This window comes from Microcoleus sp. PH2017_08_TRC_O_A (assembly GCF_020738665.1).
Taxonomy (GTDB): domain Bacteria; phylum Cyanobacteriota; class Cyanobacteriia; order Cyanobacteriales; family Microcoleaceae; genus Microcoleus.
Genome location: NZ_JAEQCE010000008.1, coordinates 1 through 17,542 on the forward strand (window position 1 = coordinate 1; position 17,542 = coordinate 17,542).

Genomic DNA, 17,542 nt, shown 5'->3' on the forward strand with positions numbered 1-17,542 from the left:
TTTTGCAAGAAGCATTTTTTATGGTAGTGCGAGCGTCCCCGCTCGCGTGCTTGTACAAGCACGCGAGCGGGGACGCTCGCACTGTAAATGCAAAACTGAGATTCTCCCCAAATATCAACTTTAAAAACTCATCTAAATAACTAATCTGGCACTCTCAAGCCTTTAAGCTTTTCCCCTTTCTCCTCCTCACTCAGCCCCTTACACTGCACCAAAACCCCAAACCCCCCCAAACCCATCTGATCGATCAATTGATACAGCGCTTCCCGCCTGCGTAAAAATGTTGCCAAATCCAATACTTGTGCATCATTTGCAGATAGAGAAGCAATTCTATCGCCCACACCCAACACCATCAAAAACCAAGCCTGCTGAGTAAAACCCATCATCTCCAAACCGCACAATTTACCTTGTTTTTCCAGCGCCGTAAAATCAGCATGGGCCGTTAAATCCTGCCACCCCACATTAATATAAGGATTGCTGTGATAGCGGTGGCGGTAATAACATTGCAGCGTTCCCTCTGTGCGTCTCGGATTGTAATATCGGTGCGCCGGATGGCCGTAATCAATTGTCAATAAATAACCGCGCTGCAATTTTTCTGCAACTGTTTTTATCCACTCTAAAGCTGCTAAATTAACTTCACTGCGATAACCATCCCCATAGACACTTGCCGATAAATCAATTCCTACTAAATCAAAATATTCGGCAATCTTAGGATTTGAAAGCTCGCCTACTACTTCAATAAACTTGCTTCCAGATTGTTCGTTTTTTTCTTCGTTTGCGGTAACGTAAATTTCCCGAAGTTGCCCTTGTTCGATGATAAATTGATGGACTGGAAAAGCATCTACTAACTCGTTAGAAAAGAAGCATCCGACAATCGAGTTATTAGCTATTTCATCCCACTTGCACCACTTGACTATTTTAAATTCAGCTAAGTTTTGCTGCTGCACCGCTTGCTGTACAGGGGAAATCTCAACAATAATGTATTCTAATATTTTAAATAAATCGGGATGTTGTCGTTGCAGGTATTGCAGTAAATGTGTGGCAAAGGTTCCCCGCCCCGCACCCATTTCTACTATGGTAAAATGATGAGGTTTGCCGATAATTTGCCACATTTCCACAAATTGCTCGCCCAAAACCTCAGCAAAATCTGCGCTCCAATGAGGCGACGTGATAAAATCGCCTTGTTTGCCGATGTTTGGTCGATCGCCATTATAGTAACCATACTGCGGGTGATATAGTGCCAAATCCATATATTCCGCAAAGGTAATGCGCTGCTGGGGACTGGCGGCAATTCTTTCGCTGATTAAAGCGCAGAGTTCGGGGTTGCTATCGTTAATATCTAATTGCTGGACTGTCATAGTTTATAGTTGATGTTATTTTATTGAGGAAATAAAGATTTTTTAACCGCAGAGGGCGCAGAGGACACAGAGGAAGAGAAAAGAGAGAAATTTTGATGTTCATAAATTTGGCATTCATTCTGTAACATCTCTATTTTTCAAAATTTATTATATCATTTTGACGCCGATCGCAAAATTGAGATTTGAGATTGGCAATTTTCGCTCGCTGTGATAAGCTAGCCTTAGCTTTTAAATATAATCCTTCTGTATGTCGAGAGATTCATTTTTAGAAGAGTTCAAAAAATCCAGCGAGTTATTATTACCAGCTTATTTAGTTATCTTCGATCTTGCAGACACAAAAAGACGCAATAATTACTTAGGTCACGATGAAGTAGACAAAGATATCATCGCCTTCGATAATTTCTTGAAAAATTGCGTTTCTTTAGAAAGATGCAAGAGAATTGCCGGCGATATATGGGTGGCTTGTTTTACAGAACATCAACTAAACGATATCCCGGCTTTGATAGTGAATTACTCACAAGAAGTTCCTATAGTATTAACATTGTGGAAATGCGAGGCGATCGATCCCAAGGGAAACTCTATATTTATTGAAGAAGAGAGAAACGTTTCGATCTGTCGTGCTGTCCGCTGCGGCTATTTGTGGATTGAAAATGTTAATGAATTAAGTTTCAAAGTCAATGAATTACTAGATAGGGTATGGAGTTTACCTGTTAATACATTAACTTCCCTAGAGTCAGAGGTAGCTGTTAATTTACCAAAATGGCAGTGTATCCCCCCTGAAAGTTTATCTGTAACTGAGTATTGCCCCTACTGCAACAGCACAAACTTGCGGCTGTTAGAAGTAGATTATGATTGTGATAAGCGTATTTGCACGCAGTGCGGAACTCAAGTAATTTTTAGCTATGATTTTTATTGTTGAGATTCCATAGTTTATAGTAGCCGATCGAGGATTCAAAAAAAGGGAGATCGCACTTTTTAGCAAATAGCCCAAAAATACGATCGCCCTTTTTCATCTAGCGATCGACAGAACCCATGATAATATCGATACTGCCCAGAATCGCCACCAAGTCCGCAATCTTTACACCGCGCACGATGTGGGGCAAAATCTGCAAATTATTGAAATCCGCAGCACGAATCTTCCAGCGCCAAGGAAACACGCTGTCATCGCCGATAATATAGATTCCCAACTCACCCTTGCCGCTTTCAACACGCACGTAATGTTCGCCCTTAGGAATCTTGAAAGTTGGCGCTACTTTTTTGCCAATAAACTGATAGTCGAAACTGTTCCACTCAGATTTTGGCCCGCTTTCTAAGCGCTTGGCTTCCAAGTTTTCGTAAGGGCCGCCAGGGAGTGCTTTCAAGGCTTGATAGAGGATTTTAACTGACTCGCGCATTTCCCGAATTCGGACTAAGTAGCGGGCTAAACAATCGCCCGCAGCTTCGGTGCAAACTTCCCAGTCGAAGTCGTCGTAACATTCGTAATGGTCAACTTTCCGCAAATCCCAATTCACACCGGAACCGCGCAACATGGGGCCCGATAGTCCCCAGTTAATCGCTTCGGCGCGGGAAATCGTACCCAGTCCTTCAATCCGGCGGCGGAAGATCGGATTGTTGGTAATTAAACGTTCGTATTCGTCAATTTTGGGAAGGAAGTAATCGCAGAAATCTTCGCATTTGTCTACCCAACCGTAGGGTAAATCTGCTGCGACTCCGCCGATGCGGAAGTAGTTGTTGTTTACCATGCGGTAGCCGGTGGCTGCTTCCCACAAGTCGAGAATTGGTTCGCGATCGCGCATAGTGTAGAAAAAGGGAGTTTGCGCGCCCACGTCTGCCAAAAACGGCCCCACCCACATCAAGTGGTTAGCAATCCGGTTCAACTCCAGCATGATTACCCGAATGTAACTCGCCCGTTTGGGGACAGCTATATTCGCTAACTTTTCCGGCGCATTGACTGTCACCGCTTCGTTAAACATCCCCGCAGCGTAGTCCCAGCGGCTCACGTAGGGGACGTACATCACGTTGGTGCGGTTTTCGGCAATTTTTTCCATGCCGCGGTGTAGATAGCCCAAAACAGGCTCGCAGTCCACTACGTCTTCGCCGTCCAGGGTGACAATTAACCGGAGTACGCCGTGCATGGATGGGTGGTGCGGGCCCATGTTGAGCACCATTGGTTCAGTTCTAGTCTCAATTCTTGACATAATAATAGGTAATTGGTAATAGGTAATTGGTCATTGGTAATTGGTCATTGGGCATTGGGCATTGGTCAGTGGTAATTGCTCAAACAGGTCATTGCTCATTAGCAAAAAAACTTTCTAACTAGGAACTGAGAACAACTGACAACTGACAACTGACAACTGACAACTGACAACTGACAACTGACAACTGACAACTGACTATTGTTGATTTTTGTTTCACTTTTATAGATTATGAAGGATATCGAGCTATCTGAAAAGGATACCCCTGGATCGGATGTCAGTGTTGACACCTATCACGTTCCTGTTTTGGGAAGTGAGTTAATTGCGGGTTTAGCTGTGCGTGCCGGCGGGCGCTATTTGGATGCGACGCTTGGGGGCGGCGGACACACGAGTTTGATTTTGGCGGCGGCCCCTGATGTGACGGTGGTGGCGATCGATCGCGATACAGAAGCCATCCGTTTTTGCCAATCCCGATTTGCCAACTCGCCCGTCGAGTTTTGGCACGGCAATTTTGCCCAATATCAGTCTCCTGATGCCAAATTTGATGGTATTATAGCAGACTTGGGCGTTAGCTCTGCTCAGTTCGATACACCGGAACGAGGCTTTAGTTTTCGCCATCCAGCTCAACTAGATATGCGTATGAACCAGCAGCAATCTTTGACCGCAGAAGAGATTATCAATCACTGGGAAGAAGTTAAACTAGCAGATATTATTTACAAGTACGGCGAGGAGCGACTGTCGCGGCGCATCGCGAGGCGGATTGTGCAATCGCGTCCTTTTGAAACTACTACAGAGCTCGCAGGTGCGATCGCCTCTACCTTCCCACCCAAGCAGCGCAACGGTAGAATCCATCCCGCCACCCGCACTTTCCAAGCTTTAAGGATAGCTGTCAACTCCGAACTAGCGTCTTTAGACACTTTCCTCAACCAAGCGCCTAAATGGTTAAAACCCGGTGGGAGAATTGGAATTATTACTTTTCACAGTCTCGAAGACAGGCCGGTTAAGCACCAGTTGAGAGCAACAGAGTGTTTGCAGGTACTGACAAAAAAGCCGATCGTGCCACAATCCGACGAACTAGCTAGAAATCCCCGCTCTCGTTCTGCTAAGCTCAGACTGGCAGAAAAATTAACTTGATTCGGCTGTAACGGGAATAAAGGACGAGCTCTCAAAGGCGGCGAGGTCTGTTCAGTTGACAGTTGACAGTTGACAGTTGACAGTTGAGGGCGACCTCTAAGAAGGAAGTCCGAGGATTGGAGTAATGAATAGTCTGATTTTAATTTCTCCCGCTCAACCTTGGGGCTTTAAACCAATTCTTTCTGGTCAGGCCGCGACCGGATGCAAGTTCCGAACTTCCTTGTGGTATCACTAACATGGCACTGACCTATGAAACCCAAACCCCTCACGCAGATTCGGCTCCGCTGAATCCGCCAAGGGTACTTGACAAGTTAGTTTTAGACCTGATTAATTCGCCTAGGAGTAGGGAATAGCATGAGTCGGGGAGATGGAAGCAAACTGAAACTAATGGTAGTCGATGACGAACCCGACAACTTGGATTTGCTGTACCGGACGTTTCGACGCGATTTTCAGGTTTACAAAGCAGATAGCGCCCTCAGCGCCCTGTCCGTTCTAGACGAACAGGGCGAGATGGCGGTGATTATATCTGACCAGCGGATGCCAGAAATGAATGGTACCGAGTTCTTGGGGAAAACAGTCGATCGCTTTCCTGATACGATTCGGATTCTGCTGACGGGATACACCGATGTTGAAGACTTGGTAGAAGCAATCAATGCAGGTCAAGTTTTCAAGTACATCACCAAACCGTGGAATCCTGAAGAGCTCAAATCAGTTATCAATCAAGCGTCAGAAACTTACAAATACTACAAGCAGCGCAGCGTTGCACTGCGCCGCGCTTTACGCAAGGAATCTCTGTTTAATGAGGTGATGGGCGTGATTCGCGGGTCGCTAGATTACTCTAGTATGGTACAAACTATTGTTCAAACCGTAGGTCAAACTTTTGAGGCCAACTATTGTATGCTGCGGCCGGTAGAGGTCGATCGACTATTACCCAGTACCTTTCCCTACCAAGCCCAAAACGCCGAACCTAGCAGCTTTTCTTTTGATGAAAATTTGCTGGTTCAAGCCGTAGCCAGCCGCCAAACTCAAGTCAGCGCCAACAGTGGGGCTGACGGTAACTCGGTTGAGATTGCTGTGCCCCTAACTTATCAGCAAGACTTGCTGGCGGTACTAGCCCTGTGTCAGCAAGGTGGCACTAACCCTTGGTCGGGAGAAGAGATAGAGTTAATAGAAGGTGTAGCAGCTCAAGCTGCTCTCGCCCTGTCTCAAGCTAAGCTCTATCAGCGCACTCTGGATTTAGCCAATCAGATGCAAAACGAGTTGGAGGTGGCCCGCCAAATCCAAACAAACTTGTTGCGCCAAAGTTGGCCGGATTTTGAAACTGTCAGGGTGCAAGCTTGTTGCTATCCCGCGCGGGAAGTTGGCGGCGACTTTTTTGAGGTCTACGTCCACTCTCAAGGGGATATTTGGATAGCTGTGGGAGATGTTTCCGGTAAGGGCGTTCCGGCTGCTCTATTTATGGCTAGCGCGATTTCGGTGATGCGGCGCGAACTTTCTCAAGAAGTTTCTCCCGAACCCGAGAGAGTGATGCAGAATATGAACAGCAGTATGGCTGACGATCTGATCGGCAACAACCATTTTATTACAATGGTTGTAGCTCGTTACACTCCGTCAACAGGACACCTGGCTTTTGCTAATGCTGGTCACATTTATCCGATCGTTTGGTCTAACTCAGAGGTGAAAGCTCAAGCAGCTAGCGGTGCAACGCCAGCAGAGCCGAATTTCCTCAAAGCTCGCGGTATTCCCTTGGGGATATTGCCAGTCTGGAAAGGTAAAGCTGGTGCGATCGAATTAAAGTCAGGAGATGTATTTCTGCTGACAAGTGACGGGATTACTGAAGCTAGCGTGACCACTAAGGCGGTCGCAGGGGGCGAAGAAACCCGTTCTATGCTACAACAAGAAGGGCTTTGGCAACTTTTGATTCAAGAGCCTGGTTCTTTCAACTTGGACAATTTGTTGGCTTACATCCGAGCTGACAATCCCGTTCAGGAAGACGACCAAACCATACTCTCTCTGGAGGTTCTCTGAATCTGTCAGTCATGCCGACGAAGAGTCGGGGGCTTTGGGTCTCAAAAACTCCAGCCGTCAGTTGAGGGCCTACAGATTAATACAGAGAACGCGGGCGATGCTCTTCTGCAAGCTTCGCTAACGGCAAAAGTTACAGAACTAGCGCGTCAGTCGATTTGAGATTTGAGATTTGAGATTTGACTCTCGCATTCAATCGCGGGAGCTTGAACTTTCCTCTAAAATTTGGATCTCTCCACGACGGTGGTAAGTGGCACGGTATCCGTTTTTTGGGCGGGGTAAATGCCTAACTTTTAACTGATGCTTTGCGATCGAGGCTTTCAAAAAAATTGTATTGCATCGATCGCCCGCCATTGAGTATCCTCTATGTAGCGGCAAATATTAACGCCAGATAAATTTGGTGCGTCATGTTTCATACCTGGTCTGAAGACACAGGGTTTTCAAACTTACGGGATTTTTTTATGAATACTGAGCTTCATGTGCCAAGCGACTTGCGGTTTTTAACAATAGTTGAAAATTGGTTGCTGAGCAGTTTGGAAGTTGAGCTAGGAGAGCACGTCGATTGGCCGCGTCAGTCGAATCGTTTGCGCTTGGTGTTAGCAGAAGCCTATTCTAACGTGATCCGCCATGCTCACAAAGATCAACCCAACCTGCCGGTATTAATTCGCTTGAATTTAAAAAATCGGGATATTGGTTTAGAAATTTGGGATTACGGTAAAGGTTACGAAATGGATACTTACAGTCCCCCGAGGCCGGAAGCTAAACAGGAAAGCGGCTATGGCTGGCTGATTATGAGCCGACTTATGGATCGGGTGGACTACACTTTGCAATTAGACGGTCGTAACTGTCTGAAGTTGGAAGCGAGTTTGCCCGAAAAATCTTAATTAGTCATTAGTCATTAGTCATTAGTCATTAGTCATTAGTCATTAGTCATTAGCGCTGTCCCCGCTCGCGAACGTCTTTAGTCATTAGCGCTGTCCCCGCTCGCGAACGTTATCAGTCATTAGTCATTAGTGATTGACAATGTTTTTGATTCTAGTGGTTGTCTGTCGCACCGTGCGGTGACAGCCACTTTTTCGTGTAATCTCGTTCTTCTCTAACCAGACTCTAAGATTGTAGAACCGAAGGAAGAAGAAATAATTAAGAAGAAACAAGCATTTAGTTGACAGTTGACAGTTGACAGTTGACAGTTGACCGCTTGAGGACACTTGACAAAAGACCTCTTGCAAAAGTCCTTTTAATCAAATTTTGGGACGCTGCTCAAAGCCATCCCACAAGAAAAAAGATTTTTGTGGGACGATGCTTTGAGCAGCGTCCTAACTATTAATGTCTTAGCTGTCGGCTGCGGTTGCTCTAGGTACTGTTCTGGGCTGATAAATACCGAAAAAATCGGGTTTCTCTAGCGTTGGCTATGCTTAGGGAGATGGGAGCATCTCAGTTTTGATTTTATAGTGCTGTCCCCGAAGAGCGATCTATTCAACACTCGCTCTTCGGGGACAGCACTGTAAAGAAATTGCTTTTTTGCATTCATTGAGATGCTCCCTCTGGAGATGAGGTTATTCCTCACTATAAAACAATTTCATTGCGGTCGCTTTCTGGGCAATTACCAATTACCAATTTGTGCCTCACTCCCTGGATAATTCCTATATTAAGAACCGAATTTCTTAGGCCGCAGAGTCAGCAATTCTTGGGGAGACGCTAAGAGTTTGACGGTTACTGAAAGAATTTCTTGCTGAAAATTGAGCAAAAAAATCCATCCGACATTAATACCAAATGCGGGAGTTTGCACCCGGCCGCTGACCTGAATTTCAACTGTGCCATCTTCTAAAATTTTGCTTACACTTTGCTGGGGTTCGAGATGCATTCCTCGCGCTTCTGTTTTTAGATAACTGGCGATCGAGCTTTTGCCGATAATTGGCTCTTCAAATGGCGCGTGCAGAACCCCGTCCTCAGCAAACAAATTAGCGGTCGCTTCAAAATCGCCCGCGTTAAAAGTTTCAAAATATCGCTGTACCGCAGGCTTTGTGAGACCGACGATATTTATAGAGCGAGTTAAAATAGGTCGAGTTGTGGCGGTCATATAAGAAATGATTGGAGATGAATGAATCTAATGTAATCATTCTCTTGGTCACAGCAAATCCATCAAAAGATATAGCTAGGGTCATAAATTTTATCTAAAAAAAATCAATAATGCTATGCGCCTCATGGAGCTTTGAGGCCGATCGACCGAAATTGTACCAGTTACCAAAAATAATGCAACTGTAGGCAAGTCGCAAACCCTTATGCCATCAGCCATTCCCAATCCTTGAATCCTTCAAATCTCAAATCAAAAATCGAAAAATCTCAAATCTCAAATCAACTAAACCCAGACACCTCGTGGCATCTGGGTTGCTGTAGAGTCTTTGTTAAACAAGAAGATGCTATTTGCGCATCAAATTCATCAATTCCTTAGGAGAAGCCAACAAGTCGATCGCCACAAAGAAAATTTGACCTTGAGGATCGAGCATAAACCGCCACGCGATGTTCATACCCACATTGGCGCCGAACCAAGGAGTTTCGACTTTACCCGTGACTTTGACTTGGCGGTAGCCATCTTCAGCAGGCTCCGACACACCTCGCTCGGGCAGCATTTTCAGGCCGATGCACTCTTCCCGCATATAGTTGAGGATAGCTTCGCGACCGACGATCGGCTTTTGGAAAGGCGGTTGGAGAGCACCGTCTTCAGCAAATAAACCGACGGCTGGGGTGAAGTCGAAGGCGTTCATGTTGTCGATGTAGCTGAGCACAGTTTGCTCGCTGATACCCTCAATCTGGGTTTTCACCCGCTCTGCTACAGCGGTTGGAGTGCTGCGAGGAGCAGAGCGTTTGCCGTATTCTTGGCTGAAATCGGGATCGTAGCCCATGTGAACTACGGTGTTGCGAAGTACAGTAATTTGTTGACCCGGATCGAGCTTCTTGATGGTTTCAAGGACTTGGGTTGCTTCGGGAGACATTTGATAGCCAGCAGGGATGGGAGCGACAGCGCCCTGTTTCATCAACTGTCCCAACTCGTACCAGAAACCGAGTTTAGTATTGACGCGCAATGAAGTGTAAATCCGGCCGATGGTGGTGTCGGCGTTGCTGGCTAGGTCAAACATGGTTTTGCTTTGAGCAGCCGGCGACATCTGTTTGATTTCGCCCAGGACGCCTTCAACCAGCGCCATGCTGGCTACTCCGGGGGCTGCTGCGGTAATGGAAATGCCCATTTCCGTGTAAGCATACCAGAGCAGTGCGAGTTGGTCTTCAACGCTGAGTTTGTAGAACGAGTCCGTGGTGGCCGGAACAGCACTAGCAATCTCGGTGTTCGAGAAAATAGATTGAGCTGATTGAATGCTAACTGCCATGTTTATACTGTGGGATTCGCTGTAGGTTTGATTTCCGTACTTGAGATGTGCGAATCGAATTCTCCCTTAATTAAAATTATGTAACGTTTTTGACAAATTACAGTTCAAATTTATAAATATAAAGATTGTGAAAGTATTATGAATTCTGTCGTAAAATCAGTCTAAATATTAATAGACTTATAGCCCATTTTGTGATATGGTTTTTTATCCGATGAAAATAACAATTAATAGCGATCGCATTAAGCAAAAAGGCCTAGAGTTGGGATTTCACAAAGTCGGGATCGCCTCAGCAGACGCAGATGTCGATCGAGAAAAACAAAGATTGCAGGCTTGGCTGGACAAGGGTTATCAGGCGGATATGGCATGGATGGCTAACCCGAAACGGCTGGATATTCGATCGCTCGTGCCAGATGTGCAGTCATTAATATGTGTCGCCCTCAATTACTACACGCCTCACCAACGCCCCGAGAATCCCCCGTTGGAGGGGGGGGACGATGCAGTCAGAGAGTATGCTAAAATCTCTCGCTACGGCTGGGGGCGGGATTACCACAAAATTTTGCACAAAAAACTGAAGCTGTTAGCAAATTGGGTGCGATCGCAAGGCGAAGGAATTGAAGCACGGTATTATGCTGATACCGGGCCGGTTCAGGATAAAGTGTGGGCCCAGCGGGCGGGGATTGGCTGGATGGCTAAAAATGGTAATGTAATTTCGCGAGAATACGGTTCTTGGGTGTTTTTGGGCGAAATTTTGACTAATATCGAGTTAGAGCCGGATGCGCCACACACCGAACATTGCGGTACTTGCACTCGCTGCATTGAGGCCTGTCCGACGGGGGCAATTACTGAGCCTTTTGTCGTGAATGCCGATCGGTGCATAGCTTATCATACGATCGAGAATCGAGCCGAAAAACTGCCCGACGAAATTGCATCTAATTTACAAGGTTGGGTAGCAGGTTGCGACATTTGTCAAGATGTTTGTCCCTGGAATCAGCGATTTGCCAAACCAACGGATGTTGCAGAATTTGAGCCTTATCCTGAAAACATAGCACCGACACTTGCAGAATTAGCGGAGATTTCCGATGAAGAATGGAACCGCCGATTTACAGCTTCGGCGCTGCGGCGAATTAAACCCGAAATGTTGCGGCGGAATGCGAAAGCAAATCAAATTAATAGTCAGTTGACAGTTGACAGTTGATAGTTGTCAGTAGTTTCAGTCTTTTTTTCCTTCTTTCTGACATCCGTTACATCCCGTACATTGCTCGTTGCCGAACTTCCTTCTTTTAAAATCGATGTCTGCAAACGAACCTACCAAGAAAAAATGGTGCGTCAGTTTTGAGATGGTTGGCAGGAAATAACAATTATCGCAACTGACACACCCTACTTGATAGTTATTTATGTCTAGAGTTTGTCAGCTTGGCAATTCTCAAATAGTTGCATTTAAAATGTATAATGCAATGGGGCAGCGTAGCTCAGTGGTAGAGCGATCGCCCCGTCAATCGATTTTAGATTTTAGATTTTAGATTTTAGAGGCGACCCCACGGATAAATTCGGGGGAAGAGAGGATTTTAGATTTTCGATTTGGGATTGATTAGAGACAACCGTTTGATTCGGTTCGCTGCCACCAGCAACGTAGTTTAAATGGTAGAATTCCCTGGAGTATACCGGGAGATGCGGGTGCGATTCCCGCCGTTGCTATCTTTTTTTTGCGTTAACAATCAAAAGGCAATGAGTAATATAGAAGAGATTTCCCCCTCGTGATTTAATCTTCCCCAATGACCAAAGTAATTATTTTTGATTTTGACGGTACTTTAGCAGATACAATCGATATTCTTCTGAACATCACCAACCGTTTGTCAGCAGAATTCGGCTTTAAGTCTGCGACAAAAGATGAACTCGCTCAATTAAGCAACTTAACTTCTTGGCAAATCCTCCGGTATTCTGGCATTTCTATCTTCAAATTCCCGCTGCTGATTAGAAAATTGAAAGCAGAGTTACGCAGTGAAATTCCTAAAATTGAATTATTTGCGGGAATTAAAGAAGTTTTGCTAGAGTTAAAAAACCTTGGCTTTCAATTGGGGATTATCACCTCTAATTCCCAAGAGAATGTCTTAGCCTTGCTAGAAATCAACGGGTTGCAAAACACTTTCAGCTTTATTTACTCGGGTTCAACTTTTGGCAAACATAAAGTTATTAATAAATGGCTGAAAAAAGAGCATATAAATCCTGAAGAAGTCGTGTATGTAGGAGATGAAATCCGAGATATAGATGCTGCTAGAAAAACTGGTATTAAGGTAATTTCGGTAAGTTGGGGTTTTAATTCTCAGGAAGTTTTGGCTGCACACAATCCCGATTTTTTGATTGAACGGCCTCAGGAATTGCTCGATATTATGAGTAATCTGGGAAGACTGTAACTTTTTGTAAAGAAATATTTTACATTGTAAAGTAGTAAATACTTTATGTCCGGACAGGTTGAAGAAATTGATTGAGGCTGATATAAAGAAAAAGGAAAAGATTTACTCGATCGCTCAAATAAAGAGGAACAGTATTATGTCAGCCTTTGAAACTTTCTTGACGTTCGGCTTGGCTTCAGTTTTCGCCGTAGCTACTTTAGCAACTTGGTTGCGTTTCACCAATCCGCCTTCTGTTAAACGCAATTAGTTCTATTATTGTTTTGAATTTGATATTAGAGTCGGGTTTCTTAACCTGATGGATAGTTAGCCGAAAGCCCGTTGCTCTAGAAATGTTTTGCCATCCAATAGATATTTTCTCAGAAACCCGGTTTCTGAGACTTTGCATAATTAAAAGAAACCCGGTTTCTCTCGAAATGTTTTGCTACCCAGCAGATATTTTCTCAGAAACCGGTTTCTTAGACTTTGCGTAATTCCCAGAAACAAAGAAAGAATAATCTTTTAGTCTGCTTCACTTCGTTTCAGTGCGGCTAAAACTGCTTGCTGGCTAACTGTTTGGTAGATTTTGCTCAAATGCTGTTTGATGCCGTCTGATGCGGGGGAGGATTTGGTAGTTGTCAGTTTGGCGTCGGTTGCCAGGGGAATGGGGCCTAAAATATCTAATACGGTTTCGCTGCTGGGCGGTGGCACAATCACGACTAAAGATGATTCTAGCTGTTGGTTGTATTCCCAAAAGCGATCGACCTTTGGCACTTTAGCATTCGCGGCGGGGGAATTGTCATAGGTGTTTAGCTGGGAATTTTCCTCTGCTTGGGTACCGCGTCTCTGGCGGAGTGCGGTTAAAATTTGCTCTTTGGTTCTACCGCGCAGTTGAAACAGTACGAAGGGGTCTTCGCCGAAGCGATCGCCCAATAAGTAGTATACTGCACTGATGTGTTTGCAAGGATTTTTCGAGTCAGGACAGCTACAGCGCGATCGAATATCTGACAAACTTAACGGAAATAGGGTTTTTCCGGCCGCCGCAAATACATCTTCAATATTGTGAGGCATTTCTCCAGCTAATAGTTTAGCTGAAAAAACCGCTCTTTGCGACATATTTTCAATCACGTAATCCCAATCTTCATCGGTTAAAGTATCGAGTCCTAAAGAAACTTGATAGGGTTTAGGATCAGTTCCTTGAACTATGGCAATTACTTCTTGGTTGGGAAATTTAATGCTGAGAACTTTGCCTTCCCGCGCATATTGCCATCCGCGTTCTAATCGCTTTTTGAAGCGGTAGGTATTGATTAAATCGAGCCATTGTTGTGTCCACCATTCTCTGTCAATCATAAGCGGAAGGAAGAAGGAAGAAGGAAGAAGGAAGAAGGAAGGAGGAAGAAGGAAGAAGGAAGAAGGAAGAAGGAAGAAGAAGGTTTGTAGTGAGGACTTTAGTCCGCAAAAATAAGGAAAAAAAGAAATAAGAAGGTTTGTAGTCAGGACTTTAGTCCGCATTCAAAAAGGAAGAAGGAAGAAGAAAGAAGAAGGTTTGTAGTGAGGACTTTAGTCCGCATTTAAGAAGGACTGAAGTCCTCACTACGAACCCTAAAAATTATTCTTCTTCTGTTTCTATAATAGCATTGCGATCGAGAATTAGTAAATTGCGAAGTTGGTCAGTATCGAGTTCAGTCAGCCAGTTTTCGCCCGCGCTGACTACTTGTTCGGCGAGAGCTTTTTTACTTTCGATCATATCGTGAATTTTCTCCTCTAAAGTACCAGTACAGACAAATTTGTGAACTTGCACATTTCTCGTTTGACCGATCCGAAATACGCGGTCAGTTGCCTGATTTTCTACTGCGGGATTCCACCATCTATCGTAGTGGAAAACGTGGGTTGCTCTGGTTAAATTTAAGCCAGTACCGCCCGCTTTTAAGGATAATATCATAATCGGCGGGCCTTGCGGATCGTGCTGGAAGCGATCGATCATTTCTTCCCGCTGCTGCTGCTTAATGCCGCCGTACAAAAACAAAACCTCTCGCCCTAAATGCTTTTCCAGATGCGGTTTCAGGAGTTTTCCCCATTCAGCAAATTGAGTAAAAATCAAAGCCCGATCGCCCTGGGCGACAACCTCTTCCAACATTTCCACCAACCGCTGCAATTTTCCCGATTCTTGGCTGTTAATGCTCAATTCCTTCGGCTTACCTTCTGCTTTCACAAGGGCAGGGTGGTTGCAAAGTTGCTTCAGTTTTACCAGCAAAGCCAGAATCATGCCTCGGCGCTGAATGCCTTCGGCTGATTCTAAATTAGCGATCGACTCTTCGACAATTTTCTGATATAAAGCCGCCTGTCCTGACGCCAGACTGCAAAATACAGTCATCTCCTGTTTTTCCGGCAAATCTTGGATGATTTCTTTGTCAGTTTTCAGGCGGCGGAGGATGAAAGGCCGGACGAGCGATCGCAAAGTATGCAATGATTCTCTATCTCCATATTTCTCGATCGGAATTGCAAACCGGCGCTGAAAGAAATTGCGCGGTCCCAAATAGCCGGGATTGAGAAACTCTAAAATTGACCACAATTCTTGCAATCTATTTTCCACCGGAGTTCCCGTCAGCGCAATTCTAAAAGATGCCTCTATTTGCCGCACCGCCTGCGACTGCTTCGCCTCGGAATTCTTAATGTTTTGCGCTTCATCTAAAACCAATCCCTGCCATTTAGTGCTTTGAATTTCCTTAGCATCGCGAAACACCAGAGAATAACTGGTAACTATTAAATCTTTTCCCTTAATTGCGGCCGCAAATGCTTTACCTTTAGCGCGTTGATCTCCATAATGGAGTAACACTTTCAACGTCGGGCCAAACTTCTTGACTTCGCGTTCCCAATTCCCTAACACTGATGTCGGACAAACCAGTAAAGTCGGGGCTTTTAGGGCATCCTGTTCTTGCAAATGCAGGAGAAAAGCAATTAGCTGAATCGTTTTGCCGCAACCCATATCGTCCGCGAGACAAGCACCTAAACCCCAGCGTTCTAAAAATGCTAACCAGCCCGCCCCTAGCGCTTGATAAGGCCGCAATTGTCCTCGGAAAGTGGCTGGAGTTGCGATCGCACTTACGGCCTGATTATCGCTCAAAGTATTCAACAATTCCTGAAGTTGACCAGTTGCTTCAAAATTCACCACAGGCAACTTTTCAATCATCTGGGAATCGCCCGAAGCCAACCGCAAAGCATCTTCCAAGGAAAGAGTCATTTGCTCTTTGCGACTAGCAAAGAAACTTTGAGCCGCCCTGACATCGGTTGCGCGCAACTCCACCCACTCGCCGTTAATTTCCACCAAAGGCGAATTCAACGCGATCAAGTTGTCAAATTCTGCCTTAGAAATGCGCTGTCCGCCGATCGTCAATTCCCACTTAAAACTTAACAGACTTTGCAAGCCCAACCCCCCCTTGCCCCCCCTTACTAAGGGGGGGTTAGTTTCTCCTACTCCCCCCCTTACTAAGGGGGGGTTGGGGGGGGTTTTTTCCGCCTTAATACTCAAACCCAAACGACTCGCCCAACCATCAGCCTTTGTCAAACTCGGCGGCAAAACCACGCCCAACCCGCTATCAGCAAACCGCCAAGCCACAGACTTAATAAACTCGTAAGCTTGCAGCGGATTTAGTTGACAAGATTGCGGTCGTTGTGCTTGCAAACTCGGCTCAATTAACGGATAAAGTTTCGAGGCTAAACCCAAGCCACTGAGCAAAGTTTCTTGAGGCAATTCAATTGTCCGCCCCGCATAATTTAAACGTTCGACAGAGTTGTTCCAAACAGTTTTCGCATCTACCAAAAAATCGGTTTCATCTACTGCTTGCAAGCAATAATTTAAACTCCAGTTAACTTTACCTGGAGACGGCGGTAGTAGTTGAAAACAAGTATGAAATTGATTTTGTTGAGATAGTTGATTTTGCAGCGGTGCAGCCCAAGCAGTCAGCTTGGTTGCCAACTTTTCCAAAGCTGCTGATTCGGCGCGCACAATCCCAGATTCCTGCTGCAAAGCTTGCAACCATTCGCGGGTTGGGGAAACTGTTTTGATATCTAAAGTTGAGCCAGCAGCCGTTAGCGCAGCCCTCGCAGACGATCGCACTTCACAATCTACAACACTACTCAAAAACCCCAACACCAAATCCTCCGCCCCCACCGGCAAATCCACCGCCAAAGCCCATTCCCCGATTTCTGCTTCCTTTCTTCCTTCTTCCTTCTCCCCTCTTCCTTCTTCCTTCTTCTGATATATTCGACAAGCCGCCGGCATTTGCTTGGCAAAAGTAGCGAGGCGGAGTGTATCTGTAGAACTATCTAACAAAGGTTGCCATTTAGCAATAGCAGAACCGTCAGGTTGTGGTTCTAATGCTGGCAAAAATTTGCACCTCGCCAACAAATCCAAACTCCACCTAGCAATATGAGACCAAAAACGCAAATCCGATCCGACAAAAGAGTCTAGTTCTGTGCTATTGAGTGGCAGTGATTGCAAGAAAACAAAAGCTGCTTGAGGGTTGAGTAAATAACCTTCTACTTGCCAAGGATAAAGGTAAATTTCCTCGATTTTTGTTGGTTCTTCAAGTGCTGCTGCTGAGTGCTGCGGGATTAGTGTGGCGTTGTCTGCGGAGATTTGGGTGGGAAGTGCGATCGCCCGAACTTGCCTCTGAATCGATAAATTTTCCGTAGGAATGGCTGCGGTGGTCGTTTTGGGCGATCGTCTAGTCTTCTTGCTTTTCTCCTGAATATCTGCGGTTTCGGGTAATTGCCAGTTGAGTTTGCCCGACTGCTGCAAGGAAGTTAGAAAAGTCTTCAGTTCAGATTCGGTCATTGCCAAAGGATGCTGTAGACTCATCCCCGATTTAACGGTATCAATCGCCCCAACTTTCCGCCAAGTTTCTCCCCAAATAAATAAGCCACTTTTTTCTTTTTCCAGTAGCCAACTGCCGTGTAAAATTGCCATTTTTAAATCCTAATATTTTTATTTAATTGCGAGACTTGCTACAGCAGTCCTGTTTGATTTGTGAATAATATAACTCTTGCAAAAAATCCGAAAT

Annotated in this window: 12 protein-coding genes and 1 tRNA gene; 7 read left to right on the plus strand and 6 right to left on the minus strand. The window is 45.2% G+C overall.

Features of this window, described 5'->3' with window-relative positions:
• Positions 1-140 precede the first annotated feature (140 nt).
• Positions 141-1,355 carry a class I SAM-dependent methyltransferase gene (locus JGK22_RS03805; protein ID WP_293312371.1) on the minus strand — a complete coding sequence of 405 codons (1,215 nt, stop codon included), beginning with the start codon at positions 1,353-1,355 and terminating at the stop codon, positions 141-143.
• Between the two features lie 247 nt (positions 1,356-1,602).
• Between JGK22_RS03805 and JGK22_RS03810 the strand changes: the two genes are divergently transcribed.
• Complete coding sequence (locus JGK22_RS03810; protein ID WP_293241439.1) at positions 1,603-2,274, plus strand: hypothetical protein; 672 nt, start codon at positions 1,603-1,605, stop codon at positions 2,272-2,274.
• A 94-nt stretch (positions 2,275-2,368) separates the two neighbouring features.
• Here JGK22_RS03810 and JGK22_RS03815 read toward each other — a convergent pair whose 3' ends face one another.
• Entirely contained in the window at positions 2,369-3,553 is a 1,185-nt protein-coding gene (locus tag JGK22_RS03815; protein ID WP_293122540.1) for an NAD(P)H-quinone oxidoreductase subunit H, read from the minus strand.
• A 228-nt stretch (positions 3,554-3,781) separates the two neighbouring features.
• Between JGK22_RS03815 and rsmH the strand changes: the two genes are divergently transcribed.
• The 3 genes from rsmH to JGK22_RS03830 all read left to right on the plus strand — a co-directional run bounded on the left by rsmH (position 3,782) and on the right by JGK22_RS03830 (position 7,593).
• Positions 3,782-4,684 (plus strand): 16S rRNA (cytosine(1402)-N(4))-methyltransferase RsmH, encoded by a 903-nt coding sequence (rsmH, locus tag JGK22_RS03820; protein WP_293180641.1) that lies wholly within the window; start codon positions 3,782-3,784, stop codon positions 4,682-4,684.
• 354 nt (positions 4,685-5,038) lie between these two features.
• Entirely contained in the window at positions 5,039-6,712 is a 1,674-nt protein-coding gene (locus JGK22_RS03825; RefSeq protein ID WP_293180644.1) for a SpoIIE family protein phosphatase, read from the plus strand.
• 458 nt (positions 6,713-7,170) lie between these two features.
• Positions 7,171-7,593 carry an anti-sigma regulatory factor gene (locus JGK22_RS03830; RefSeq protein ID WP_293150468.1) on the plus strand — a complete coding sequence of 141 codons (423 nt, stop codon included), beginning with the start codon at positions 7,171-7,173 and terminating at the stop codon, positions 7,591-7,593.
• Between the two features lie 764 nt (positions 7,594-8,357).
• Here the strand turns inward: JGK22_RS03830 and JGK22_RS03835 are convergent.
• Positions 8,358-8,789, minus strand: coding sequence for a nuclear transport factor 2 family protein (locus JGK22_RS03835; RefSeq protein WP_293312373.1), 432 nt, complete (start codon positions 8,787-8,789; stop codon positions 8,358-8,360).
• Between the two features lie 340 nt (positions 8,790-9,129).
• Positions 9,130-10,092, minus strand: coding sequence for an orange carotenoid protein N-terminal domain-containing protein (locus JGK22_RS03840; protein ID WP_293180650.1), 963 nt, complete (start codon positions 10,090-10,092; stop codon positions 9,130-9,132).
• Positions 10,093-10,303: 211 nt separating this feature from the next.
• On the opposite strand from JGK22_RS03840, the gene queG reads away from it, so the two are divergent.
• The 3 genes from queG (at position 10,304) to JGK22_RS03855 (ending at position 12,503) form a co-directional block, all read left to right on the plus strand.
• Positions 10,304-11,287: a tRNA epoxyqueuosine(34) reductase QueG gene (gene queG / locus JGK22_RS03845; RefSeq protein ID WP_293208704.1), complete on the plus strand. Its 984-nt coding sequence runs from the start codon at positions 10,304-10,306 to the stop codon at positions 11,285-11,287.
• A gap of 428 nt (positions 11,288-11,715) precedes the next feature.
• Positions 11,716-11,787, plus strand: a tRNA-OTHER gene (locus tag JGK22_RS03850).
• 77 nt (positions 11,788-11,864) lie between these two features.
• The gene (locus tag JGK22_RS03855; protein WP_293180656.1) at positions 11,865-12,503 is read left to right on the plus strand and encodes an HAD-IA family hydrolase; all 639 of its coding nucleotides are present in this window, start codon (positions 11,865-11,867) and stop codon (positions 12,501-12,503) included.
• A 498-nt stretch (positions 12,504-13,001) separates the two neighbouring features.
• Here the strand turns inward: JGK22_RS03855 and JGK22_RS03860 are convergent, their stop codons facing one another.
• The gene (locus JGK22_RS03860) at positions 13,002-13,829 is read right to left on the minus strand and encodes an SWIM zinc finger family protein (RefSeq protein WP_293180659.1); all 828 of its coding nucleotides are present in this window, start codon (positions 13,827-13,829) and stop codon (positions 13,002-13,004) included.
• Between the two features lie 259 nt (positions 13,830-14,088).
• Positions 14,089-17,448 (minus strand): DEAD/DEAH box helicase, encoded by a 3,360-nt coding sequence (locus JGK22_RS03865; protein WP_293312375.1) that lies wholly within the window; start codon positions 17,446-17,448, stop codon positions 14,089-14,091.
• Positions 17,449-17,542 lie beyond the last annotated feature (94 nt).

Bases quoted from the DNA above. Each gene is read 5' to 3' on its own strand.
- queG (WP_293208704.1), top strand. From the start codon at position 10,304: ATGAAAATAACAATTAATAGCGATCGCATTAAGCAAAAAGGCCTAGAG.
- JGK22_RS03835 (WP_293312373.1), bottom strand. From the start codon at position 8,789: ATGACCGCCACAACTCGACCTATTTTAACTCGCTCTATAAATATCGTC.
- JGK22_RS03810 (WP_293241439.1), top strand. From the start codon at position 1,603: ATGTCGAGAGATTCATTTTTAGAAGAGTTCAAAAAATCCAGCGAGTTA.
- JGK22_RS03855 (WP_293180656.1), top strand. From the start codon at position 11,865: ATGACCAAAGTAATTATTTTTGATTTTGACGGTACTTTAGCAGATACA.
- JGK22_RS03805 (WP_293312371.1), bottom strand. From the start codon at position 1,355: ATGACAGTCCAGCAATTAGATATTAACGATAGCAACCCCGAACTCTGC.
- JGK22_RS03860 (WP_293180659.1), bottom strand. From the start codon at position 13,829: ATGATTGACAGAGAATGGTGGACACAACAATGGCTCGATTTAATCAAT.
- JGK22_RS03865 (WP_293312375.1), bottom strand. From the start codon at position 17,448: ATGGCAATTTTACACGGCAGTTGGCTACTGGAAAAAGAAAAAAGTGGC.
- rsmH (WP_293180641.1), top strand. From the start codon at position 3,782: ATGAAGGATATCGAGCTATCTGAAAAGGATACCCCTGGATCGGATGTC.
- JGK22_RS03825 (WP_293180644.1), top strand. From the start codon at position 5,039: ATGAGTCGGGGAGATGGAAGCAAACTGAAACTAATGGTAGTCGATGAC.
- JGK22_RS03815 (WP_293122540.1), bottom strand. From the start codon at position 3,553: ATGTCAAGAATTGAGACTAGAACTGAACCAATGGTGCTCAACATGGGC.
- JGK22_RS03840 (WP_293180650.1), bottom strand. From the start codon at position 10,092: ATGGCAGTTAGCATTCAATCAGCTCAATCTATTTTCTCGAACACCGAG.
- JGK22_RS03830 (WP_293150468.1), top strand. From the start codon at position 7,171: ATGAATACTGAGCTTCATGTGCCAAGCGACTTGCGGTTTTTAACAATA.